Below are 24,300 nucleotides of genomic sequence, written 5' to 3'. Positions count from 1 at the left end.
TTCAAACTCTGGAGGAGTAAATATTCAGTTATTCGTATATCGAGCCTGCCATATTGCCCTGAAATAGCATGGAAAATTTTTGGGTGGAAGCAGAAAGAAGAGAATTCTTACTATTCATAACCGCCGTTGACACAGTTGTTCGTGTACCATTTGCGCTTCTTTCCATACTTCCGGCAATAGGTCTCCTATCTCAATGGAGGAGCTTTTCGGATTCCGGAAGGTTGCAGCGTGTTCTGTCAAAGTTTCAATATTTGAAATATCAATCGTTTTGCCGATTTTTCTTAGAACATGTTCTCCTTCCTGCAAGAGGAAATCAAAATCAATGAAAACCATATTCGCTGAGGCCTCTACCAAACAATGTTGGTAAGCCTTTGACCAATAGGCAAGCCAAAAATTCGGATCCTCAAAATTGAAGCGTAATGTTTGTGTGATTTGGCCATCAAAGTCAATGGGACGAATATTTGCACCAAATTCGTAATGACCAATCCACTCCATGTACTTTTTGGAAAAAGCATCAGTACTATGCTCGGCTGAAAACCGCTGATGCTGATTCATTAATGATTTGACGTGAGTTAAAGGGTGCCGAAAGGGAACAAGAATGATGGCATCAGGAAAAATAGAAGTTATAGCCTTGAGGCGCGACACGTTGGCATTATTTTTTGAGAGATACCGGGAATGTTCACCCTGGTGCGTGCTGTCTTGTAAGACCAACAGCTTCTTTATGATGTGCCGGAAAGATTCCCTGAATTCTTCCGTCAGGTCTGTTGGTAAAACAGGATGCAAGGTATTCTTCCCGACAATTTTGTCTTTTAATGATCCAAGCCAGATAACTTCTTCGAAGGCCTCAGGACTATCAAAAGAGATTAGAACGCCGTCTCCGTGGGCGCGTTCAAGCGTGTTGCCCAAGCGTTGAAACCGGCTGGAGATCCTATTCCAGAGCAGGGGAGTCAGGATGAAAGGCATTTGTCGATAGGTAAACGTGGCGAACTCCCCGGTATTATAAATTGTCTCCAAAAGCAGGGTTGTTCCGGCGCGGGGAAGACCTGTCACAAAAACAGGTTTCGTAACCGTTTTCTTTTTCAGGGAAGCCGAAAACAAATCCGTTTCTAAATCACACAATATTTTTTGGATGAAGGGATAATCGAAGGCGAGATGGTGGAGCAGGCGTTCAATCCCGTTATATCTATTTAAATTGGCCATAACGGATTTTCATGTAGACAATGGAAAAAATTGAAAGGGTGACCAGCACGCTCCAACTAAAAAAAAGGCTTGCGAATTGATCCAGGGAAATGTCTGTGAATTGATGAAGGACACCATACATGGCAAAGGCTATGCTCGCAGCCATGCCGAATTTCGCGACAAAAAGAAACGTGTCCTTGAGGATAGCTAGAGAATTTGTCCTGGCGGTTTTTTCTTTCTCGGCATCGGTTATATTTTTGGATAAAATACAGTCAATTGATGCTTTGGAATTGACAATAATTGCACGGATGTGGCCCATGATTCCCAGCCAATAAGATGCCTCGATCACAAGGATACATAAAATAAACAGTGAAATGTAAATCATGATTGATCGGCATCATTACCTTGTGACGAATTTCTCAAGATGAAGCGCTTAATGGGGTACCATAACATTCCAATGAACGCGAGAAATATGGCGACAATGACCCCGATGACGGCTCCAACAACTCCCAGTCCTAGTCCCGGTCCAACGTAGGCTTCCCCGTAGGAAGGGAGCGCAATAAGTATCACAAGGGCCATGATCAAATTGAAAATTTTCATAATATTCACTCCATTTTTTATGGGCATGAGGGTGGAACATGAAAGAAATCCTTCGGCAACCACATGGCATTTTGAACGTCGGAATTAAATTCCTCTGACATGATATTATTGAATTCAAAGGCCATTTTGCCATTGGGGTTAACCACTAATACCCGGCCTTCCATTGGAACACTAATTAATTCTCCTCCATGAGGAAGTCGCTGATGGGTTCCCATACTGCTATTATTGAATTCAAATTCCGCCTGCGGAAATCGATACCAGGTTTTTCCTGTTATTGGATCCACTTCCATGATTTTGGAAAATTGATGCCCTTTATTATTGTCATAGACACTGATGGTTCCATCTTCAGTAAAGTCCGGATCATGCTGAAACCGCCATGGCCCATTCTTTGCCCATTTAACATTGTGGGTCACGGGGTCCAATACGGCTATTAAATCAAGATGACGTAAGCTTATTAAAAGGTCACCAGAAGTAAATTGGGGAAAATGAACAGCCATGTCGGCTGTTAATTCTTCAATATCATTTGGGTGAAAAATATCCTGATCCAGAGTATTTGGTTCCCCCTGAAAATGTTTAAATTCAAAGCCTGGGGGAATGGAAAACGCCAACGCATTTTGCGGTGATGGTAAAATCACATCATCTTTTAAGCTTATCCGTTGAATCGTTTCACCAGTTTTCGAGTCGACTTTAATGAGATATTGAAATTGACTTATAGGGTTATCGTCTGCCTCCCACGTCCATAATTCTTCATTTTGGTTCAATTCAATTTGATGATGATAGATCCCTTCTTTAATCCATATTGGTTGTCCGCATGCGTCCAAGCGAGCCATGGCATCACCCATTTCGAAATTGAGAATGACAGAACCGTCCCTCAGGACCTGAAGGCCATGCGGGCCATCTGAACCACGAGAAGGTCCATCAGGGTCAATAAGATCATAATTGATAGGCCATACATGATGTTCTATTCCTTTTTCATCGATAAGCCAAATCACATTCTGAGCTTTATTTTGGTCATACCCCATAATGGCCAGGAAGCCGGGTATATTTAATTCTGGAACATGCCTTACTCGTTCCCGTGAGGCATAGGGCGGGGCAGTTACCACCTGGTTAACCGGAGAAATGGTCTTTGTTTGGTAAAGGGATACGACAGCTTGTTTCATAAGGGAAATAAATTGAAATGGCCAAAAGTTATAAGCCCCAACTAATAACCCATAGGTGAAACTGCCCAACGTCACTAAAAATATGATTGAGATGATAAATGTGATTCGTGCAAACTTTTGCTTCATGAATTGGCCTATCCGGTTTATAAAGGTACTGGAGCGATAGTGACGGAATGTCCCTATCTTTTCTCAGGATGAAGAAAATTTTCATAGGAAAACCTCCTCAATGCATTTCTAGTAGAAAAATTTTTGAGTTGTATTAGCAAGCTGTAATAAAACCTTTATCTTTTAATGTACTCACAATGCAGAGCGCAGCCTCTTCCGGGGTCTGCATCTCACCTTGAATCCTGATTTCGGTGCTTTCCGGTCGTTCATACGGGGAGTCGATGCCTGTGAAATTCTTGAGTTGACCCGCGCGGGCTTTTTTGTACAGCCCCTTCACATCTCGTTGTTCACAAATCTCCAATGGCGTATCGATGAAGACTTCCAGGAATTCTCCCTGCTCCACCAACTGGCGTGCCATTTTCCGTTCACTCCGAAATGGCGAAATGAATGAGACCAGGACAATAAGTCCGGCGTCCACCATTAATTTGGCTGTTTCTGCCACTCGCCGGATATTTTCAACACGATCGGCATCGGTAAACCCTAAGTCCCGGTTTAACCCATGACGAACATTATCGCCATCCAGCAAATAGGTATGTCGTCCCAGGTTATGAAGCTTTTTTTCCACGAGATTGGCAATGCTGGATTTTCCCGACCCGGATAAGCCGGTAAACCAGAGAATGAAGGGCTTTTGTCCTTTCAATGTAGCACGAACATCTTTATGGATGTCGACGGATTGCCAATGAATATTTTCTGCCCGACGTAAGGCAAAATGTATAATTCCTGCGGCAAGAGTAGCGTTGGTAAAGTGGTCAATCAAAATAAAGGAGCCTGTCTGACGATTCTCCTGATAAGGATCAAAAGAAATGGCATAATCCAGGGATACATTACAGATTCCTACCTCATTCAACCTCAAGGTTTTTGTGGCCAAATGTTCCAGCGTGTTGACATTGATCTTATATTTGAGCTCGCTCACCTGCGCGGGGATTGTCCGCGTTCCGGCTTTCAATAGATATTTACGGCCCGGCAACAATTGGTCCTCATGCATCCAGATGATTGTAGCTTCAAATTGGTCGGCGGTTGTAGGACGGGCCTGAGGAATACTGAGGAGTTCGCCTCGACCGATGTCTATTTCGTCCTCGAAGGTTAAGGTGATTGCCTGACCGGCTTGGGCATGATCCAAATCTCCGTCAAAGGAAACAATTTTTGCGACTTTGCTCGTCTGTCCCGATGACGGCGCAATAAGCAAATCGCCCGGACGCACTGATCCGCTGGCAATAGTCCCCGCAAACCCCCGAAAATTCAAATTCGGCCTATTGACCCACTGAACGGGCATACGGAACGGTTTCTGAATGGCGTCCTGTTGGATGTCCACGGTTTCTAAATGACTCATGATGGTTGGGCCCTGATACCAATCAGTGTGGGTACTTCGATTGAAGACATTGTCTCCTTTGAGCGCTGAAACCGGAATATTCACCACTTCGTCGAACGGCAGATTTTTGGTCAACAATCCATAGTCGGCCTTGATGGCCGTATAGGTGGTTTGAGCGAAATTCACCAAATCCATTTTGTTAATGGCCAGGATGATCTTTTTAATCCCCAATAGGGATACAAGATAACTGTGTCGCAGAGTTTGTGTCAGAACGCCTTTTCGTGCATCGATTAGGATGATAGCCAGATCGGCCGTTGAGGCACCCGTAGCCATGTTCCGGGTGTATTGTTCGTGACCCGGAGTGTCAGCCACAATGAACTTGCGTGTATCGGTGGAAAAAAAACGATAGGCGACGTCAATGGTAATACCTTGCTCGCGTTCGGATTGCAACCCATCGACCAGCAAAGCAAAATCAATCTCGTCACCCTGTGTGCCTATCCGGTTGCTGTCGGCTTGTAAGGTGTCGAGCTGATCATCGAATACTAGCTTTGAGTCCCACAATAAACGGCCGATAAGCGTGCTTTTCCCGTCATCCACACTCCCGCAGGTAATGAAGCGTAAGAGGCTTTTTTCTTCCTGATTTTTGAGATACATGGCAATGTCATTGGGGATGTGCTTGGAGACTACAGTCATTAAAAATATCCTTCTTGCTTTTTCTTCTCCATGGATCCCACTTCATCATGATCAATGAGTCGACCCTTCCGTTCAGAGGTCCGGGTCATTAACATTTCCCGAAGGACTTCGGGCAGTGTCGTGGCGACCGATTCAATGGCGCCGGTGAGGGGATAACAGCCCAACGTGCGGAACCGTACGGTCCGCATCTGAGGTCTTTCGTCCGGCTCAAGGGGAAACCGCTCGTCATCCACCATCAGCAGCATTCCATGGCGTTTGACCACAGGGCGTGCTTTGGCCAAATACAGAGGAACAATTGGAATGTTTTCAACCAAAATATATTGCCAGATATCGAGTTCGGTCCAATTGGATAAAGGAAAGGCCCTGAGACTTTCCCCAGGCCGAACTCGTGTATTGAAAATATTCCACAATTCAGGCCGTTGGGTTTTAGGGTCCCAACGATGGGTGGTCGTGCGAAAGGAAAGAATGCGTTCTTTAGCCCGAGAGGCTTCTTCGTCACGCCTCGCTCCGCCAAATCCTACATCGAATTGATATTTATTCAGGGCTTGCTTGAGGGCTTCCGTTTTCATAATTTCAGTATGAAGGGAAGATCCGTGGGTAAAGGGATTGATCCCTTGTTCAATGCCGGTCTGATTCGTATAGACGATGAGGTTCAGGTTATGTTTGGCCACTATCTCGTTGCGGAACTCGATCATTTCTCGAAATTTCCAGGTCGTGTCCACATGCAAAAGGGGAAACGGCAATTGGGAGGGATAAAATGCCTTGCGAGCCAAATGCAGCAAGACAGATGAATCCTTTCCAATTGAGTAGAGCATGACGGGTTTTGTACATTCCGCCACCACCTCTCGGAAAATGTGTAGGCTTTCCGCCTCGAGTTGGCGTAAATGGGATAACGGCGAAGCAGACATCTCAGTTTATTAGAACCTTCTCCCCAGAATAGTAAATTAGGCTACGTCTAGGGGGAAAAGATTGTCGTGATGGTGGGGGAACCTGCTTGTGCTAACACATTATTTATAGCTTTAACTTTATGATGTCAAGGCAATTATCGGATGAGCATCTCCATTGAGCCATTCATACGCAGAGATTATCATAATTGGTTTATTTGCATGGGCCACGTGAATCGGATAGGGGGTAAGGTCACCGCAGTGAAAATAGACGGCGATCTTGAAATGGTCACGATTTCTGATTTCACCGGCATGTTTGTGTATCGTGGCAATCTTGGAATTGAACCCTTCCGTCAGGGCATTGGTCATGCGATGTTTAAAATGGGCACTACAGCTATTTGCTCCCCGCTAGCGTGTCATTCCCCTGTGCTGTCAACGCCTTGTGTTCCTGTTTATGGACCCGATCCACCCCACAATCGACATGCGGCATAATGTGGAACCGGTCAAACACCATTTTGTTGGCTGACCCCTGGATGTGGGCCAGACAGGCGTTGATGAAGGCTGGGCACAGGTCCAGGCTGATCGCCTCAATCCCTGCAGAGTGTTCCTCCCCTAAGGTGTAAAAGTAGGTCGCCCGGCCTTCTTCCTTGCTCGCATCCCCAAAATATTCCACCGCTGTCTCCTCCAGATCGGAGACCCCGATCATGTATCGGTGTTCTTTGGCCATCGCCTTTTTGTCCGCGGTTCGGTGATCCTCAGCAAGTGCCGGTACAGCTTTTTGCTTCCCATCGCTTGCCTCCTGTTCAAGAGGGGGAGTGATAGAGTAGCGTGAACCCACGGAAAAGTCAGATGAATCTCACTATTTTAGATAAATTTAAAGGGAAAACATACACCTTTGACCTATTATTTAACCGGGATACTCACAAATCCCGGCCTTCTCACGTGAATGATTTGAAAAAATCTCATTGTGCAGGTAATGGATGGTGGATAGGCGAAAATGGAAAACACGGAATGTGGCAACCACCATATCGGAATTATTCAGACTAACGCGCTCAGGCTCCATTACACAAAAGGTGTATTAACCTATAACAGATCATTTCCAGATAGTCAGGTTGTCATGTGTGTCGCCTGGATCACTAAAGGAATGTTGAATGGTGCTGCTCCATTAAAGGCTGGTCAAATAAGTAGGGAAAATCCAGGCAAGAATTTTAGTGAGAGGAGAAAGTTCGATCCTGTCTTCGTCCATGTGGGGAAGAGGGCAATTCTTTTCAAAATACCCATGGAGGGAAAGTCTCTCTTCTTACATCCACCATCCTGTGCCGCCGCCAATAATAACCGTAGCAATGGAAAAGTAGAGAAGAAGGCTTGTCACGTCGGCAGTCGAAGTGACCATGGGGCTACTTGCGACGGCAGGATCGATTCGAAAAAAATTCAACGCGACAGGAAACAAGACCCCAATCAGATTGGAAACGAGGACAAAAGCCGTCGTGGCTAATCCGACAGCGAGTCCAATACTCCAATCGCTTCGGCCAAAGCCGATGATGCCCACCCCCATTCCCATGGTGATGCCCAACAGACTTCCCACGCCGACTTCTTTACCCAAAACCTTGATCCATTGGCTACCTTTGACATCTTCAGTGGCCAAGGCGCGTACCATTAGTGTGGCGGCTTGAGTTCCGGTATTCCCGCCGCTGGCCATTAACAATGGGATAAAAAAGACGAGGGCTATGGCCGAGGCTAATATTTCTTCATACGCGGCAAGCACCACCGATGCGCCCAGATTCACCACAACCAGTCCGATGAGCCAGGGAATCCGTTTCTGATACAGACCCCAGACACTCGCCTCACGGTAGCTCATCTTGAGTGGTTCAACCGCCGCCCCTTTCTGAATGTCCTCGGTCGCTTCTTCCGTTGCCACATCAAAGACATCGTCGGCTGTGACAATGCCAAGGAGTACCCCATTGGTGTCGACAACCGGCAACGCAAACAGGTCGTACTTTTGCATGGTTCTCACGGCTTCTTCCCGATCCTCTTCCGGAGTCAGGGACACAAAGGAATGATCCATAATGCTTTCAATGGTGGCTGAGGGAGCCGCCAACACTAATCGCTCCAATCCCAATGCATTTAACAGTTTCTCTTGGGCATCGGTCACGTAAATGATGCCAATCGTTTCCGCTTCTCTTCCTTTTCGTCGAATATGTTGGAAGGCCCGTTCGATTGTCCAGCTCGGGAGGACGGAGACAAAGTCAGGGGTCATGAGTCGCCCGACGCTTTCTTCAGGGTATCCAAGAAGTTTTCTTGCTTCGATCAGATCAGGAGGGCTGAGAAGACTCAGCAGTCTCATGGTGGTCTGACGAGGCAGATCCTCGAGCAAGACGGTACGATCATCCGGGCGTAGCTTCGCTAAGAGTTCTCGCGCTTCTTGATCGGTTAACTCCGTTAATAGGGAATCCTGAATGTCCGGCTCTAGGTAGGAAAACACTTCAAACGATTGGGGAAAAGGCAAGGCATGGTAGAGAAGGACGCGATGGGTTTTCCTCATGGTTGAGAGCATTTCGGCTATTTCTGGGGAGGGTTTCTCTGTTAAAAGATTCTGGAGTTTCTCCCAATTTTGCTCATTGAATAAGGATTCCATCCGGGTATCTGCCATGATTTGATCTCCTTGATGAGCCTATGCTCGGCCTGAGTGCCGGGTAATTGAGGATCATTATTGGTAGAGTTGGTAATGAAAATAGAATATTGCTGGATTCCACGCAATACGCGGTGGAACGAAAATGTCTTGCTAGGGACCGGAGCAGTATAGGATTGTCCTCTATATGAAATAAGGGTTCAATTTCATCATGCGACAGGGAAACCATAGGCCCCTCCTGGGTCAGGCCGGAATGCCCTTGGGAAGGATAAAGGCAAGGCTTAGTAGTGAGAGGATTTGAGAATCTCCAGTCAAAATCCTACGACTAATTTGGCTATTGGGCATGCCTAGGACTCTGAGTAGAAAAGCAATTGGAATCCAATGATGATGACATTTTGAAAAATGGTAGGTAATGAGAGCCAAGGTCCGGGGCCCTTGTCTGACCATGCTTTGCACATGCACTGTCACGACTTCCCCCGGGTGCGGCACCCCCAGGTTAAAGCGTCCCTCGAGATTGCGGAAAGAGAGAATGGCTTCCTCCTGGTTTTACGGATACATCCCAAAAGAGCCACAATTGGCAGGAGGCTTGTTATGTCATAGCGAAGGGAATTCTAAACGGGAGGCCTTCCAAATGGCTATGAGTGACAACCTCTCTTGACAAGCAAGTCACAGTAGATCCCCTCTTTAACTTTATCCTGGCCCCGTTTTTTTGGATTTATGGTTTCTAAACCTCAATCCCATATTCCTTGATTTTATATTGGAGCGATCTCACACTAATCCCCAGGAGTTTCGCAGCCTGTTCACGATGATGAGTGACTTCCACAAGGGTTCGGCGGATGACTTCTCGTTCAATGTCTTCGAGGGGGGTTCCGAGGGAGATCACCATCCTGCTTCCGGGATTGACACTCGTTCGAATTTCATCTGGAAGATGATCGGGCTGAATAGCGTGCTCCTTCACCGTCACGACCAGACGTTCAATGACATTCCTGAGTTGACGAATATTACCCGGCCAGTGGTATTGAACGAGAAATCTCAGGGAAGCGAGAGAAAGGGTTTTGAGTGGAATTCGATGCTTCTGGGCAAATTCCTTGAGGAAACAGTCGAGAAGGACAGGGATATCCTCACGACGCTCTCGCAAGGGCGGCAAATGAATCGGCACCACATTAATGCGATAGAAAAGATCTTCACGGAACTGTCCGGTTTCGACCATGTGAGGCAAATTGCGGTTGGTGGCGGCAATAATCCGGGTATTGACGGTGATCAAGTTTTTCCCTCCAAGCCGGCGAAACTCACCGGTTTCTAAGACCCGGAGAAAATCCACCTGGGCTTTTAAGGGAAGTTCGCCTAACTCATCAAGAAAGAGGGTTCCCTCATCAGCCATCTCAAATCGACCGGGTTTGGTTCCAACCGCCCCCGAAAATGCCCCTTTTTCATATCCAAATAATTCGCTTTCGAAAAGAGACTCTGGAAGGGCACCACAATTCATCGTGATAAAGGGGCCATTGGACCGCTGGCTTTGTTGATGAATGGCACGTGCCACCAATTCTTTTCCTGTTCCACTCTCCCCACCGATTAAAATCGTGACGTCATTTTTGGCAACCATTCCAATAACATGGTGTATTCGGCGCATCGCTTCACTTTCGCCAATCATTTCCTCGATGCGATTTCGTGTCTCGAGTTGGTGACGCAAATCCTGATTTTCGACTGCAAGCCTGTGGCGGTCCAGGGCCTTTTGGACCACAATGGAGAATCGTTCACGGTCAATGGGCTTGGTAAGAAAATCGTAAGCTCCCAACCGCATGGCTTCCACAGCCGTCTCAATAGAACCATAGGCTGTGATGACGATGATTTCGGTGGCAGGCCAAAGGGATTTTATTCGGGGAACGAGGGGTATGCCCCCGATTCCTGGCATTCTTACATCCGTGATGAGAAGGTCACTGGGCGCCTCTTTCATCAAGGTCAGCGCGGATTCCGCAGAGTCGGCGCCCTGGGCGAGGTACCCTGCTTTCTCCAATATAGTCACTAACGCATTACGAATATTGATTTCGTCATCGACAACCAGAATGCGAGTTTCTTGTTTCACTCATCCTCCACGGGGATGGCCTGGGTAGTCACACACACGGGTAAACTCAATATGACCGAGGTGCCATCGCCGGGAAGTGCGGTCACGTCAATTCGGCCTCCATGATTTTGCAATATTCGATGCGCGACGGCGAGGCCAAGGCCGGTCCCGGTTTCTTTTGTCGTGTAAAAAGGGTCAAAGATGTGGACAAGGGATTGAGGATCAATGCCTTGTCCGGTATCGTGAACGGCAATCTCCACCCAGCGCCGCTCTTGTCGTTCGCGTTCCTGGACGATAATTCGGCAGACACCGCCAGCCGACATGGCCTGAAGCGCGTTGATCACGACATTAATCAGAGCCTGTGCGATCTGCGTTTCGTCACCCTGAACATCGGGAAGGTTCGTTGGGACCGAAACCTGAAGCTGCTGGTTTCTGTCCTCAGCCTCATGTTGTAATAACTGCGTCACATGCGACACGAGCGACTGAATGTTGACTTCCTGAAATTGAGAAGGCCGTGATTGTGCATATCGCATAATATTATCCAAAATAGCTGACAGCCGGCTTAATTCTGTGTTCAGGACTTTGAAATAGTCATTGGCCCGACTGGACAAGTCGGTGGTCTCTCGGAGTTCTTCTTCAAGTAAATGAAGATTGAGATCTAGGGCGCTGAGAGGATTGCGAAGTTCATGCGCGACACCGGCTGACAAGGTATGGAGCGCAGTCAGTCGTTGGGCTTCGTTCACCTGTTTTTCGAGAGCCAGCCACTCTGTGACATCGTGCAGTTGAAAAATCATTCCTGCCGGTTTGCCATTATCTCCCGTCAAATCAACACTGCTAATGCGGATCGTCCGTACCTCTCCATTTTTGGAATCAAAGGTAATCTCTTTCGAATGCATGGATCCGCCATGGTGTAGGATTTGGGAAAGGAGCACCTGAATGGGATGCCCTTCCCCAAACACCACATCGTAATGCTTGCCCAATAGAGAAGCCGCAGGGCGCTCAAGAATGCTTTCAGCTGTTGGATTGGCTGCGGTAAGAACACCATCTTCGCTGACTGTTAACACACCAGTCGGGATACTTTCCAATATGTGCCGGGCTAGCCCTTTGACCTCTTCAAGGTTTTGTTTGGTGTTGGCGTAATGCAGATAGGTGACGACTGCGGAAATACCAACCCCACCGACGATGAAGAGCAGAAGAGTGATGGCGATTAAATCCCGGCGGGATTGTCCGACTGCGGCATTCAATTCCGAGGATACGGTCTTGCCTTCTGTGAGGCCAACCACCACCATACTTTGATGCTCAAGACTGAAGACCAATAACACGCCAACCACTACGCCCACAATGATAAGAATTGGCACAATTTGGCGAATGAGAAGATTTTGAAAAAGTGGTGTTTCAGGGTGAGGACGAAACATTGTTGGCTCTGGTTTTTACGGATTCCTCTCAAAAACAATTGAAAATACTGACCATTTTTCTTCTATTACCATAGGCGATGGAAGGGGAATGGTGCAATGTCCGGCCATTCGGTTCAACATTGTTCAATCGATATAAGGCGTTCAACCTATATGGGTGGACATGCCCTGTTATCCGAAAAAGTTCGTCTATGCGGGGGAACTTTTGGTGCATACCTCTCTTCTCAGAATGATGCCAGTGCGGCCATGACGCCTTCCATGGGAATCCATCCATTCTGTCTATTAAGGTCGGTATATGATTGGCTGAAATGTGCTCATTTCAGCTTTATGCACATGGAGGATCCCGAGATGAGAAATTTCATGATTAGCTATGTTGCTCGCATGAGGTATCGTTCCGAATTTTTCAATACGGGAGGAGGTCCAGATCTTGAAAGGTGTCGAGAGGAGTGAGGCCACAGCTGCATGGGGTATATGGGAAAGACACCGATGATGTTTCATCCCCAACCGATATAAGTTTTTTGAAAGGGTAGGGGGTGATTCCGCATTGATCTATGCGTAGTCCAAACATTGCCTCTCCAAAAGTTTTTTCCTTAATGTGGATGCACAAGTCAATTTCCGGAAACCCATATGAAACATTTCCATATCTAGAATTCCAGAGTTGGGGCGACAGGGTGATAAGGAGGGTCGGCCCGGCCTCTTCAAGAAATCCTGAATGAACGTGGTCAGGGGCCGGAGGCATTTGAAGTCCAGTCCCTTTACCTGCATTTAATGCTTCGCCTGGTTCTGGTCATGAACCCTTTTTGACAAATTTAGCTAGAGCAATGCACATGCCAATTGCCATATGAGGCGTTGATCGTCCCTTATTGAAGGAGAGCTGAGTTTTTCCTCCTGTTTCACGGATTGAATGGGTTTTACTCGCCTATCAAGCAGGGTATTTATGCAAAATTTGCATGAGGACGTTCGCCTTGCGAGAAATGTATTTTGAAAAGCCTTTAATCTATGGAGAGTTTTGATGAATAGGCATAACCATAGATGTGCAAATTTTGCATGATTACTTAGGAGATTTTTCAGGAAAATGGAATCTACTTGATCAAGAGTTCACTGTTTTTTCTTGCGTATATAGGGATGTGGGCAATGTCGGTCGTAGTCATTTTGCTAGAAATGCCATGAGCAGGAGGGAGTCGATTCTTACTGACGAAAGGCTTGTTGGAACCTTGTATCTATCTGAAAGCCAAATGCATCCCTATTGGTGTGTTGATCTGGCTGGAAATGTGTCTCACGTTAGCTAGATCAATCATCTAGACCTATGACCTGCAAAGATTGCAGACGGGATAAGGAAAAACTTTCTTCCATTGGAATCCTTCAACCGACTTTAAGCTAGCTCTAGGGCCTTGTGTCGGGGTTACGAAGAATATTGCGTGCAAGACAGAACATATATTCAAGGTATAGCTTTTGCACTGACATGGATGTGTGCATGAAAGTCAAAACACCGTAAGAGAATTTGAGGGGACGGTTAAAGAGATACTTGTGAGAATGACAATCTTCGGCTCAGGCAATCAGCCTTTTGCTTCTTTTCTCGCGTGGACATTTTCCCAATTCCCAATAATTTTACGCGCGAGTCACCCCTTCAAGGAAACCAAAACTTCTTTGCCGCAACAAGCTTGCTCACCAAGAAATCCTGTGTTGTTTTCTCCTCTAATGCATGCGTCTCTTTATGCGATGGTCATGAAATGTTCTTATGACCAACATTTGATATTCCTGTTCTCTCAATCAGGTGAGGCCAATGGCCTTGCCACCTCCTCTTGCCCGTTTGGCAGATGAAAGTGACACCGTAAGCAAGGCATGACGACAATCCTGTTTTTGGCTCTGCTGTTGGCCTATGCGTGTGGGATGCTTCTCCCACTCTGTTTCCCAGATCGACCGCATATTCAGAATGTGATTGCGCATGGATCAGCTACCGTGGCCTGCGGCCTGGGAATAGTCCTTGGTCTGATTGGGCTCTTGGCCTCTGAGCCGCTGGTTTGGTTCCTGTCTTCCTCGATTCCTCTTCTGACGTTTTCTCTTCGCCTCGATTCCCTGAGTGGCTTTTTTGTCTTGACGATTTCCCTTGTGGGGTTGGCGGTATCTGTATTTGCCAGTGGCTACGTCCGGGAATTTTACGGACGTATTCCTGTGAGTCTCCTCGGCTTTCTCTATAACGGGTTTCTTCTGTCCATGTTGTTGGTTGTCATGGCGGATAATGCCTTCTTCTTTTTAATCGTCTGGGAATTGATGTCCCTCCTCTCATATTTTCTCGTGGTATCGGAGCATGAAAAGCCGGACGTGCGTTTTGCCGGATTATTTTATTTAATTATGACCCATGTGGGCACGGCATTTATTCTGGTGACGTTTCTCATGTTTTACCAGGAGACGGGTTCCTTTGCCTTTGAGGCATTTCGAAGCGCCGATCAATCTCTGCCGGAAGGTTTGCGGACCCTGGTCTTTTGGACAGCCCTCATCGGTTTTGGAACCAAAGCGGGCATTGTGCCACTTCATGTTTGGTTGCCCTATGCCCATCCCGCCGCACCATCTCATGTCTCCGCGTTGATGTCGGGTGTCATGATTAAAACGGCGATTTATGGCCTCCTTCGCGTGTATTTTGATTTTCTTGGCGGGCCGTTTCCCTGGTGGTGGGGATTTGTGGTCTTGTTGGTTGGCACGGTGTCGGCGCTTCTCGGGGTCATGTATGCGTTGATGGAGCATGACCTGAAGAGTCTTTTAGCTTTTCACAGCGTCGAAAACATCGGCATTATATTAATGGGAATAGGAACAGGCATGGTGTTCTATGCCTATGACATGCCCCATCTGGCAGCATTGGGAATCATCGCCGGACTGTACCACACGATCAATCACGCGGTGTTTAAGGCCTTGCTCTTTATGGGCGCGGGTTCACTCCTGTATGCCACCCACACCCGGAACATGGAAGAATATGGGGGACTCCTTCGACGGATGCCCTGGACCGGCCTGTTTTTCTTAATCGGGGCCGTTTCCATTTCTGCTCTCCCACCGACGAATGGATTTGTCAGTGAATGGCTGGTGTTTCAGGGGCTCTTTTTAAGCTTGGAACTCCCCTCTCTTTTTTTGAAATTGATGCTTCCCATCGCTGCGGCCCTGCTTGCGCTTACCGGCGCGTTGGCTCTGGCCTGTTTTGTGAAGGCATTTGGCATTTCATTCCTGGCCCTCCCGCGAAGCCTCCACGCACGAAAAGCTCAAGAAGTTCCTGTCCCTATGCGCGTCGGGATGGGAATCCTAGCCGGCCTTTGTCTGGTTTTAGGATTGGGGCCAGCCATCGTGGTGCCCCTCCTTGATCGGGTGAGTGAACCCTTTGCGGGGATATCAATTGCCGGGAGGGTGTTTGAAATGGGTGGTTGGACACTCGCACCGGTGAGCGGAGAGTTTTCAAGTCTCTCCACTCCAGTTCTGGCGATTATCCTGGTCGGTCTCACAGGATTGGGATGGGGGCTTGCCTATGTTCTGGGAGGGAAAGGGAAAACCCGGTTTTATAAAACATGGGGGTGTGGGTTGAATGTGACCGCACGAATGGAATACACCGCGACCGGTTTCGTCCAGCCCATTAAACGGGTCTTTAGCACCATTTATCAACCGACGGTCAAACTCGAAACAGAATTTCTTGAAGAATCACATTATTTTGCCAAGCAGAGACATTTCGAATTTTCCATCGAACCCATTTTCCTCAAGTATTTGTATCATCCAATTCTGAAATTCTTTTCAACCCTGGCTGATCGTTCACGGGTGATCCAAGGAGGAAATTTGTCTTTGTACCTGGCTTATATTTTTGTGACGTTGGTGGTTTTATTGGTGGTAATGGGATAGGGCGTATTCATGAGCGCAATCGATTTCCTGCTGATTATTCTGCAAATGTTTCTGGTCTTAGGGCTTTCTCCCTTGATCGTGGGGGTCATTCGACGAGTGAAAGCCCACCTGCAATGTCGACATGGGGCGAACGTGTTCCAGCCTTACTCGGATCTTGCCAAACTCTTTCGCAAAGAACCGGTGATCTCTACGACAGCCTCGTGGATTTTTCCAGCCACGCCGTACATCCTGTTTTCCTCAACCTTGGCTGCCAGTCTGCTTGTCCCCACCATTATTGCGCCCATGCCGCTCAATTTTGCGGGAAACATTATTGCCCTGGTCTATCTTCTGGCCTTAGGGACCTTTTTCCTGATGCTGGCTGGCCTGGATTGCGGGTCCGCCTTTGGCGGAATGGGCAGCAGTCGCGAAGCGATTGTCGCCTCCCTAACCGAACCGGCCTTGATTCTGTCCTTGTTTGCCGTGGCCCTCACGGCGGGTTCGGCCAATATCAGCGCCATCGTGTATAAGACCGCGATCTTGCAGGGTATTGTGCTGGATCCTCCGCCTCATTTAATGGCTTTGGTGGCACTATTTATCATTACGTTGGCCGAAACCGGCCGTGTGCCCGTCGATAATCCGGCGACGCATTTGGAATTGACCATGATTCATGAAGCCATGATTTTGGAATACTCCGGGCGATATCTGGCCCTGGTTGAGTGGGCAGCCGGAATGAAACTCATGATTTTTTTGACCTTGCTGGCCAACATTTTTGCGCCGTGGGGCATTGCCACCACCTTGTCCCCGACAGCGCTGGGCTTGGGGTTGTTGGTCTTTGTAGGGAAGGTTGTGGGGTTGGCCGTTGTGATTGGTGTGTTTGAATGTATGTTTGCCAAATTGCGGTTGTTTCGCGTGACGGAATTACTTGGGGCAGCCTTTATTCTGTCATTATTAGCCCTGGTGTTTTTTTATATCCTGCGGGTGTGACATGCCAACTCTTCCGGTCAATATCGGTTCGTATCTGGTCAATCTGTGCTCGGCCCTCCTGTTGCTGACGTGTTTTGCCATTGTCGCACAACGGCGCCTGATGGCGTGCGTGGATTTGTTCGCGTTGCAGTCAGGGTTTTTGGCAGTGACCGCCACGCTGGTGGCGTATTTGACCGGCATTCACCATATTTACCTGGCGGCGGTACTCACCATCGCGATTAAAGCCATTATCCTGCCACGAATTTTAAAGAAGATCGTGAGACAGTTAAATGTTCAGCGCGAGGTCAGCATGTATGTCAACATTCCAACGGGTTTGTTGATCTGCGGAGGATTGGTGATTCTCGCATTTTTCATTACTCAACCGATTGTTCATCTCGGATTCCTTCTGACCCAAGATTCCCTGGCGATTGCCCTGGCCATCGTGCTGATCGGATTTTTTATCATGGTGTCCAGGCAAAAAGCCGTCACCCAAGTGATCGGGTTTCTCGTGATGGAAAACGGGCTATTTCTCGCAGCCACCGCTGCCGCCTATGGGATGCCGTTAATGGTGGAGTTGGGAATCTTTTTCGATGTGCTGGTTGCCGGCTTGATCGTGGGTATTTATACCCATCAGATTCAGGAGACCTTCGGCAGTGTGGATACCAGCCGAATGAAGGCCCTCAAAGAGTAAGTCTCATGATTTGGCCGATAATCCTTCTCATTGCGACCCCGTTCTTGATTGGCGTCAGCGGGCTTGTCGTACGTCATCGGCAGACGTTGGACGTCCTGCATTGCGTGCAAGCCGGCATCATGGTGGTTTCGGCAATATTATTGGTCGATGAGGTGTCCCTGAGCGGACCCGTGTCTTTTTTGTCCTTCCTGCATGTCGATCCCATCAGCGCATGGTTTGATCTGGTGATCGGGATCGTGGCAGGGACGGGAACCTTATATGCCGTAGGGTATGTGGGAGAGCAGTATGACCGTGGGCATGTGTCCATCAAACGGTTTCGTCAATTTTTTATGTTATTCGATCTGTATTTGGGGGTCATGCTGTTGGCCGTCAATGTTGAAAATCTTGGGATAATGTGGATTGCCATTGAAGGAGCGACCTTGTCGGCCGCCTTGCTGATCGGATTTGAGCGGAGCAAGGGAGCCCTTGAGGCGGGATGGAAATTTGTGATTCTCAGCTCAGTCGGTATTGCTTTGGCTCTTTTTGGGACGATCCTCGTGTATTACTCCTCAGAGCAACTGCTTGGGATTACGGAAGAAGCGCTACACTGGGCGAAATTGTACGAGGTCGGGGACCAACTCGATCCTTCCGTGATGAAAATTGCCTTTATTTTTGTTTTGGTTGGGTACGGGACCAAGGCGGGTCTGGTCCCTATGCATACCTGGTTACCCGATGCGCATGGAGAAGCCCCCACTCCGGTTAGTGCGATGCTTTCCGCAAATATGTTGACCATGGCGATCTACGCGATTCTCCGGTTCAAGATCCTGACCGATCAGGCGGTGGGGTCGGATTTCACAGGAACCTTGCTGCTCGGATTTGGATTTTTCTCCGTCGCGCTCTCCTCGATTGTCCTGTTGCTTCAAGAAGACTTTAAACGACTGTTAGCCTATTCCAGTATCGAGCATATCGGTATCGCATTAATTGGTTTTGGTCTGGGGGGCTTGGGAGTATTTGGAGGATTGTGGCATCTGCTGAATCATGCCTTGGCAAAATCCGCCGCGTTTTATGGCGCAGGCCTTGTACTCATTACGCATGAACATAAGTTTATCGCTCGTGTCCCTGGCCTGTTACGTGAGCATCCAGCCGCGGGAGTGGCCTTGTTCGTCGCAGGGCTTGTTCTTGCCGGCATGCCCCCCTTCGGATTGTTTGTGAGTGAAATCACAATCGCCGCGAACGCCATGAACACGGCACCTTCGATCGCGTATGGGTTCCTCGCTGTATTGACTCTGGCGTTTGCGACGTTGCTGTTTCAAATCTTGAGAATGGTCCTAGGCGTGCCCATGGAAACGGTCACCTCCACCGTGGGGCCACGCTGCCGGGCCTTTTCGACCGCCGCGATGGCGGTGAACCTGTGCGCCCTGATTGTCTTAGGGCTCCATGTCCCCGCCGGCCTTGATGATCTCATTGGGGCGATTCTGCCATTTTTTCATGCGGAAGGAGAATATTTCTAAATGCCGGACGAGAACCATGTTACGTTGATGGTCCTGGCTGCGCCGGTTGTCGCCGCAACACTCAGTCTATTCATCAAAAATATTCGTATGCTTCACGGCTTGAACGTGGTGACTATGGTCATCCTGGTGGTAGCCGATCTGGTTCTCTGGGCAACCGTGGTTCGTGAGGAATCCTTCACGGCACTCGGAAATGTGGTGTTTATTGACGGCCTCTCAGTTTTCATTCTCTCAATCGTGGTGGGTGTTGGTTTTTCCTGTTCGATTTATCTGTGGTCATATTTTGATGACGAGGCTATTCAACAGTTAGTTCAACCTCATCGTCTCTGGACCTTTTTCCCTCTGTATCACGTATTTTTGTTTGCCATGATTGTCGCGACCCTGGCGAACAGTCTGGGTGTGCAATGGGTTGCCGTAGAGGCGACGACGCTGGCGACGGTGTTCCTCATTACATTTTTTAAGAGTCGGGAAAGCCTGGAGGCCGGTTGGAAATATCTCATCCTTTGCTCTGTCGGCATTGCCCTCGCTTTGTTCGGAACGGTCCTGACCTATTATTCGTCGATTCGTGTGCTTGGAGAAGAAAACGCCGCCTTGAACCTGACCAGCCTGTTGCCCGTGGCTGCTCAAATGGATGGCCACGTGCTGAAGTTGGCCTTCATCTTTATTCTGGTCGGGTACGGCACGAAGATTGGTCTTGTCCCGATGCATACCTGGTTGCCTGAGGCCTATAGTGAAGCGCCGGCCCCGGTTACCGCCATGCTGGCCGGAGTGCTGGAAACCGTTGCGGTGTATGCCGTCCTGCGGAGTAAATCCATCGTGGATCAGACCGTCTCGCCGGGGTTTACAGGGAACCTTCTGATCTTAATCGGATTGATCTCGTTTGGGACGGCAGCGTTGTTTATCCTGATTCAACGCGATTACAAACGGCTTTTTGCCTACTCCAGTATCGAGCATATGGGCTTGGCCATGTTGGGGTTTGGTATTGGCGGACCATTAGGAACTTTCGGTGGGCTTTGGCATCTCCTCAACCATGCATTGGCCAAATCACTGGGGTTCTTTGCCGTCGGCAACATTTTTCGCCGATATCGAACCAGACAGATTCATGAGGTCCAGGGGATGGCCAAAGTCCAACCCATTACCGCAATCGCCTTTCTAGCTGGTGGCTTGGCTTTGGTGGGAATGCCCCCGTTTTCCCTCTTTAATAGTGAACTGTTGGTGATCACGTCACTGGCGCAAATGACCTTTCAATTTGATTCATTTCATCTGGGAAAATTTCTGACCATTACCGTATCACATGAAATTCGAAGCCTGGGAATCATCCTGATAATCGTACTGTTAGCCGTGGCGTTATTCGGAGGATTTATCTACCGGCTGACCGGCATGGTATGGGGCACCCCACCTGCAGGGGTCAGGCAAGGGGAAGCCTGGCACATCGGACAACTCCCGCTTGCCTTATCCGTCTTCGCGCTGGTGTGGATGGGGATTTCTCTTCCCGCTCAGGTTGAAACTCTCCTACAACGGGCCACCGACGTGGTAATAGGAAGGTAACCAAACATGGAACCGGTATTTCATCCAGTTGAACACTTGGAAAGCATATTCGGTCCGGCGATTAACCGTGTCTCCACTGATCACGGTATTCCTGTGCTCCATGTGAACACCAATCAGATTCTGCCGATTACCCGATATATTCATGCCAATGAGGAACTCAGAGGAACCCTTTCTTTACTATGGGCTGTCGATCACCGTCCTTGTGACGTGCGCTACGAACTCTGGTACTTGTTTACGCTCTGTGAGCACAAGGACTGGCTTATTGTTTCCACCGATCTCCTGGGGGATGAACGGCTCTATGAGTCCATCACACCAAAAATTCATGCGGCCAACTGGTATGAGCGGGAAATCCGGGATATGTTCGGTCTGATCGCCCAAGGGCATCCGGATCTTCGTCGCCTGGTCCGGCACAATCATTGGCCCAAGGGTGTTCACCCGTTACACAAAAATTTCCCATGGAATTCGGTCTTGCAATGGCGCCAGCCTCCCGGATCGGTCGATGGGCATTTTATTCATGGGGAAGGCGTGCTCGAAGTGCCGGTGGGTCCCATTCATGCGGGCATAATTGAACCCGGGCACTTCCGGTTTACGGTGGCCGGAGAACCGATTATGCACCTTGATCTCCAACATTTTTGGAAACATCGCGGTGTAGAGAAGCTGTTCGAACAACAGATGCTGTCCGATGGCGTGGTATTGGCTGAGCGAATTTCAGGGGACACGACCTTTGGGCATAGCCTGGCCTATTGCCAGGCCGTAGAAACGTTATTAGAGATTCACGTGCCCCGTCGGGCCAGGTATCTCAGAAGTTTGTTTCTAGAATTGGAGCGTCTCCACAACCACATTGGTGATGTGGGAGGTATTTGCAATGACACGGCCTATGCGCTGGCCCATGCCCATTGCGGTCGGTTGAAAGAACGGGTGATGCAACTGAATGACCGACTGACAGGTTCGAGATTTCTTCGAGGGGTGAATTGCGTGGGAGGGGTAGGAATCGACCTTTCGACGGATCAGTTTTCCGAGCTGGTCACCGAACTGGAACACATTGAAAAGGATTTTTCCGAACTGGAACAGATTATCGCCGTCAATGCGTCGTTGATCGATCGGTTTGAGAGCACGGGGATTCTCAAGAAGCAGACCGCCTGGGACCATGGGGTAGTCGGAGTGGTTGGTCGGGCTTCGGGTATCGATCGGGATCTTCGAAGAGATCGGCCTTTTGCAGCCTATGATGAGCTGTCTGTCCGTGTGGCGGGTTCTTTAAATGGGGATGTACGGGCCAGGGTTCAGGTCCGGATGGCAGAAATTCACGAATCCATTCGACTCATTCGCGAGATTCAACGCCTGCTTCCTGATGGCCCGCTGAAGGGTGACCGCCAGGTGCTTCCTGACTCCGGAGCCTGGGCGCTCTCTGCGGTTGAAGGTTGGCGTGGTGAAATTTTGTATTTCCTAATGATTGGCGAACATGAACAGATTCATCGCTGTAAGGTCCGTGACCCCTCGTTTGTCAATTGGCCGGCAATTCAATTGGCGGTGATCGGGAATATTATTCCCGATTTTCCTCTCATTAATAAAAGCTTCAGTCTTTCGTATGCCGGAAATGACTTGTAAGGGGAGGGGATGGGCGGGAAGCAGATACAACAGCTGGCCTGAGACGACATGAATGAGGGGGAAAGACGGGAAGGAATTTTATATTTTTGTGATGCATGAGGATTCATGACTCGGCAGAATTAGGAGAGACCATGTTTAAGATTCTTAAAAAAAGTTTCAAAACAGGAATAGTGACCGGCCAATACCCTCGACCTACTGCCGGACAGAACATACCGATCAGCCTCATCACGCGGCAGAAATCGAACATCTTCCGAAAGTCCCTCACCATCCGTGAAGTGGATACCGGTTCCTGTAATGCCTGTGAGATGGAAATGAATGCGTTAGTTAACCCTGTCTATGACATCGAACGATTTGGAATTCATATCGCTGCGTCACCTCGTCACGCGGATGCCTTGGTGGTGACTGGTCCGGTTACGGTGAACATGGAAGGTCCGCTGAAGGATGTGTTCAAAACCACGCCCAATCCAAAATTAGTCATTGCCTTAGGTGATTGTGCGATCAATTGTGGAATGTTCAAAGGAAGCTATGCGGTGACCGGTCCGGTCGACCAACATATCCCTGTAGATGTTCGTATACCTGGATGTCCGCCCCGCCCTGCGGAGATACTTAAGGCCTTGGACGATCTCAGAAAATGTTAGCGGGATGAATGACTCAGAAACAAAATGACGGGGTGACACGATGCTTTTTCCAATGATACCACTCATTAGCTGTATTGGTATGCGGTATGAGACTGATCAATGAGTGGGTTCTCCTTTATTTATCTGTGGCGAGGGGATCTTATGAGGACTCTGAGTAGAAAAATAATTGCACGCCGATGGTGATGACCAGGAGAGCCCAGAGAATTTTGAATACAAATTTGACGCGGGAGGATGTCTTCAGCGCGGCATGGGATCGTGGTATGAACTCACCGGCAAACCAGGCCAGGCCACCTGCCAAGGCCAATGTGCCCATGATGTTATGGTGAGTCTGAATGTCGTGGCCACCTGGATGGAGGCCATGCATGTGGCGGAACAACATAAGACCACCGACCAGGGCAAACCCCGGCAGAAGCGATCGCCAGAACACGTGAGAAAATTTCCCAGCCCGAAGGAACCCTTCCACCAGGCCGACAGCCAAGGCCAAGATGCCGAATGTTTTATGTTGGAGCATTTCAGGATCTTTGCCGGATAACGTATCGGCTAATGTCCATGGGCCAATGGGCCATGCCAAATGATCGCTCCAGATTAACAGGAAGATTCCTGATCCAATCAGTGAACTCGGCAACAGCCAACGAACCCACATGAATGCTTGCCAGCCCATCACGGTTTGCCATTCACTGAAACCCACCAGAATGACACCGACTCCAACGAGCGCATGGTTGAATTCGCTATACGCAATCCCTTCAGGGGACCCTTCCCATTGTCCGATCTGCGGAGCCGCTTCCTGATGGTGGGCGCGGTGGTTGTGGTGGGTTTCTTCCTCCGATATGGTGTGTGGTTCGGCCCAAGCAGAAGGTAGTCCAAGGTGCAGGCCGTGGTTTATGGGTTCCCATAGACCTTGAATAAGCAGTACCCCGACAAAAACCCGATAGAGCCAGGTAAACAGGACAGTAGGAGGCAGTGTGCTCACGTTGTCCTCACTGAAGATTTTGCTTTGGTCATGCTTTTTTCCAATGTGGGACGGTTGGAGAAATTTTTCATGTTGAAACTCGAAAAAAGGAATCTGGCACTTCGCTAGATATGGTTGGTCATTTCGCTTATTCAGAGTATGGATGGTTACCGTCTGATGATGTGCGGTGGTTTTAACGTGTGAAGAAGCATTCTACTGTGGGGCCCTTCGATCAACCCGTTCTGCATGAGAGAAGGTGATCAATTCTTTTCCTTGTAGGCTTTGCTGAATGAGTCCGGGAATGTCGAGGTCTTGCTCGACTCTGAGAATATGGGGTAGCTGGCACCGGGTTTGAGGATGTTTTGGGACGAAGAGGGTGCAGCAATCTTGGTCAGGTTCGATGGAGGTCTCGAATGAACCCAGTGCTTGAGCTTGTTGCGTGATTTCCAGCTTATCCATCCCGATAAGCGGTCG

The 24,300-nt window shown here is 48.7% G+C and carries 19 protein-coding genes; 7 read left to right on the top strand and 12 right to left on the bottom strand.

Going from position 1 to position 24,300, the window contains the following annotated elements:
- Positions 1 to 114: 114 nt before the first annotated feature.
- The 10 genes from AAH187_RS04295 to AAH187_RS04250 all read right to left on the bottom strand — a co-directional run bounded on the left by AAH187_RS04295 (position 115) and on the right by AAH187_RS04250 (position 12,096).
- Positions 115 to 1,200, bottom strand: a complete 1,086-nt coding sequence (locus tag AAH187_RS04295) for a sulfotransferase (protein ID WP_342347202.1) — start codon at positions 1,198 to 1,200, stop codon at positions 115 to 117.
- Complete coding sequence (locus AAH187_RS04290) at positions 1,184 to 1,564, bottom strand: hypothetical protein (RefSeq protein WP_342347201.1); 381 nt, start codon at positions 1,562 to 1,564, stop codon at positions 1,184 to 1,186. Before AAH187_RS04290 ends, AAH187_RS04295 begins: the two co-directional genes overlap by 17 nt.
- Complete coding sequence (locus tag AAH187_RS04285) at positions 1,561 to 1,779, bottom strand: hypothetical protein (RefSeq protein WP_342347200.1); 219 nt, start codon at positions 1,777 to 1,779, stop codon at positions 1,561 to 1,563. Before AAH187_RS04285 ends, AAH187_RS04290 begins: the two co-directional genes overlap by 4 nt.
- A 17-nt stretch (positions 1,780 to 1,796) precedes the next feature.
- Positions 1,797 to 3,065: an arylsulfotransferase family protein gene (locus tag AAH187_RS04280; RefSeq protein WP_342347199.1), complete on the bottom strand. Its 1,269-nt coding sequence runs from the start codon at positions 3,063 to 3,065 to the stop codon at positions 1,797 to 1,799.
- 133 nt (positions 3,066 to 3,198) lie between these two features.
- On the bottom strand, positions 3,199 to 5,106 hold the full coding sequence (gene cysN / locus AAH187_RS04275) for a sulfate adenylyltransferase subunit CysN (protein ID WP_342347198.1): 1,908 nt from the start codon (positions 5,104 to 5,106) through the stop codon (positions 3,199 to 3,201).
- The gene (gene cysD, locus AAH187_RS04270) at positions 5,106 to 6,014 is read right to left on the bottom strand and encodes a sulfate adenylyltransferase subunit CysD (RefSeq protein ID WP_342347197.1); all 909 of its coding nucleotides are present in this window, start codon (positions 6,012 to 6,014) and stop codon (positions 5,106 to 5,108) included. Before cysD ends, cysN begins: the two co-directional genes overlap by 1 nt.
- A 370-nt stretch (positions 6,015 to 6,384) precedes the next feature.
- Positions 6,385 to 6,828, bottom strand: a complete 444-nt coding sequence (locus tag AAH187_RS04265; protein ID WP_342347196.1) for a transposase — start codon at positions 6,826 to 6,828, stop codon at positions 6,385 to 6,387.
- 462 nt (positions 6,829 to 7,290) lie between these two features.
- Positions 7,291 to 8,640: a magnesium transporter gene (gene mgtE / locus AAH187_RS04260; RefSeq protein ID WP_342347195.1), complete on the bottom strand. Its 1,350-nt coding sequence runs from the start codon at positions 8,638 to 8,640 to the stop codon at positions 7,291 to 7,293.
- Positions 8,641 to 9,343: 703 nt separating this feature from the next.
- Entirely contained in the window at positions 9,344 to 10,702 is a 1,359-nt protein-coding gene (locus AAH187_RS04255; protein ID WP_342347194.1) for a sigma-54 dependent transcriptional regulator, read from the bottom strand.
- Positions 10,699 to 12,096, bottom strand: a complete 1,398-nt coding sequence (locus tag AAH187_RS04250) for an ATP-binding protein (protein WP_342347193.1) — start codon at positions 12,094 to 12,096, stop codon at positions 10,699 to 10,701. The genes AAH187_RS04255 and AAH187_RS04250 overlap by 4 nt, the downstream gene beginning before the upstream one ends.
- Positions 12,097 to 13,935: 1,839 nt before the next feature.
- Between AAH187_RS04250 and hyfB the strand changes: the two genes are divergently transcribed.
- From hyfB to nuoB, 7 genes are all read left to right on the top strand, one after another.
- The gene (gene hyfB, locus AAH187_RS04245) at positions 13,936 to 15,966 is read left to right on the top strand and encodes a hydrogenase 4 subunit B (RefSeq protein WP_342347192.1); all 2,031 of its coding nucleotides are present in this window, start codon (positions 13,936 to 13,938) and stop codon (positions 15,964 to 15,966) included.
- Positions 15,967 to 15,975: 9 nt separating this feature from the next.
- Positions 15,976 to 16,929 (top strand): NADH-quinone oxidoreductase subunit H, encoded by a 954-nt coding sequence (locus tag AAH187_RS04240; RefSeq protein ID WP_342347191.1) that lies wholly within the window; start codon positions 15,976 to 15,978, stop codon positions 16,927 to 16,929.
- Between the two features lies 1 nt (position 16,930).
- Positions 16,931 to 17,599 (top strand): hydrogenase, encoded by a 669-nt coding sequence (locus AAH187_RS04235; protein ID WP_342347190.1) that lies wholly within the window; start codon positions 16,931 to 16,933, stop codon positions 17,597 to 17,599.
- Between the two features lie 5 nt (positions 17,600 to 17,604).
- The gene (locus AAH187_RS04230; protein WP_342347189.1) at positions 17,605 to 19,089 is read left to right on the top strand and encodes a proton-conducting transporter membrane subunit; all 1,485 of its coding nucleotides are present in this window, start codon (positions 17,605 to 17,607) and stop codon (positions 19,087 to 19,089) included.
- Entirely contained in the window at positions 19,090 to 20,634 is a 1,545-nt protein-coding gene (locus AAH187_RS04225) for a hydrogenase 4 subunit F (RefSeq protein ID WP_342347188.1), read from the top strand. It begins immediately after the preceding gene.
- Positions 20,635 to 20,640: 6 nt separating this feature from the next.
- Positions 20,641 to 22,239 carry an NADH-quinone oxidoreductase subunit C gene (locus tag AAH187_RS04220; RefSeq protein ID WP_342347187.1) on the top strand — a complete coding sequence of 533 codons (1,599 nt, stop codon included), beginning with the start codon at positions 20,641 to 20,643 and terminating at the stop codon, positions 22,237 to 22,239.
- Positions 22,240 to 22,370: 131 nt separating this feature from the next.
- Positions 22,371 to 22,877 carry an NADH-quinone oxidoreductase subunit NuoB gene (nuoB, locus tag AAH187_RS04215; RefSeq protein WP_342347186.1) on the top strand — a complete coding sequence of 169 codons (507 nt, stop codon included), beginning with the start codon at positions 22,371 to 22,373 and terminating at the stop codon, positions 22,875 to 22,877.
- Positions 22,878 to 23,016: 139 nt separating this feature from the next.
- On the opposite strand, the gene AAH187_RS04210 is transcribed toward nuoB, so the two are convergent.
- Entirely contained in the window at positions 23,017 to 23,847 is an 831-nt protein-coding gene (locus AAH187_RS04210) for a hypothetical protein (protein WP_342347185.1), read from the bottom strand.
- 192 nt (positions 23,848 to 24,039) lie between these two features.
- A partial coding sequence (locus AAH187_RS04205; protein ID WP_342347184.1) for a hypothetical protein occupies positions 24,040 to 24,300 on the bottom strand: 261 nt, incomplete at its 5' end.

This window comes from uncultured Nitrospira sp. (assembly GCA_902500695.1).
Classification (GTDB): Bacteria; Nitrospirota; Nitrospiria; order Nitrospirales; family UBA8639; genus Nitrospira_E.
The sequence above is the reverse complement of the archived record's forward strand: the minus strand, read 5'-3'. Positions and strand labels throughout refer to the sequence as shown.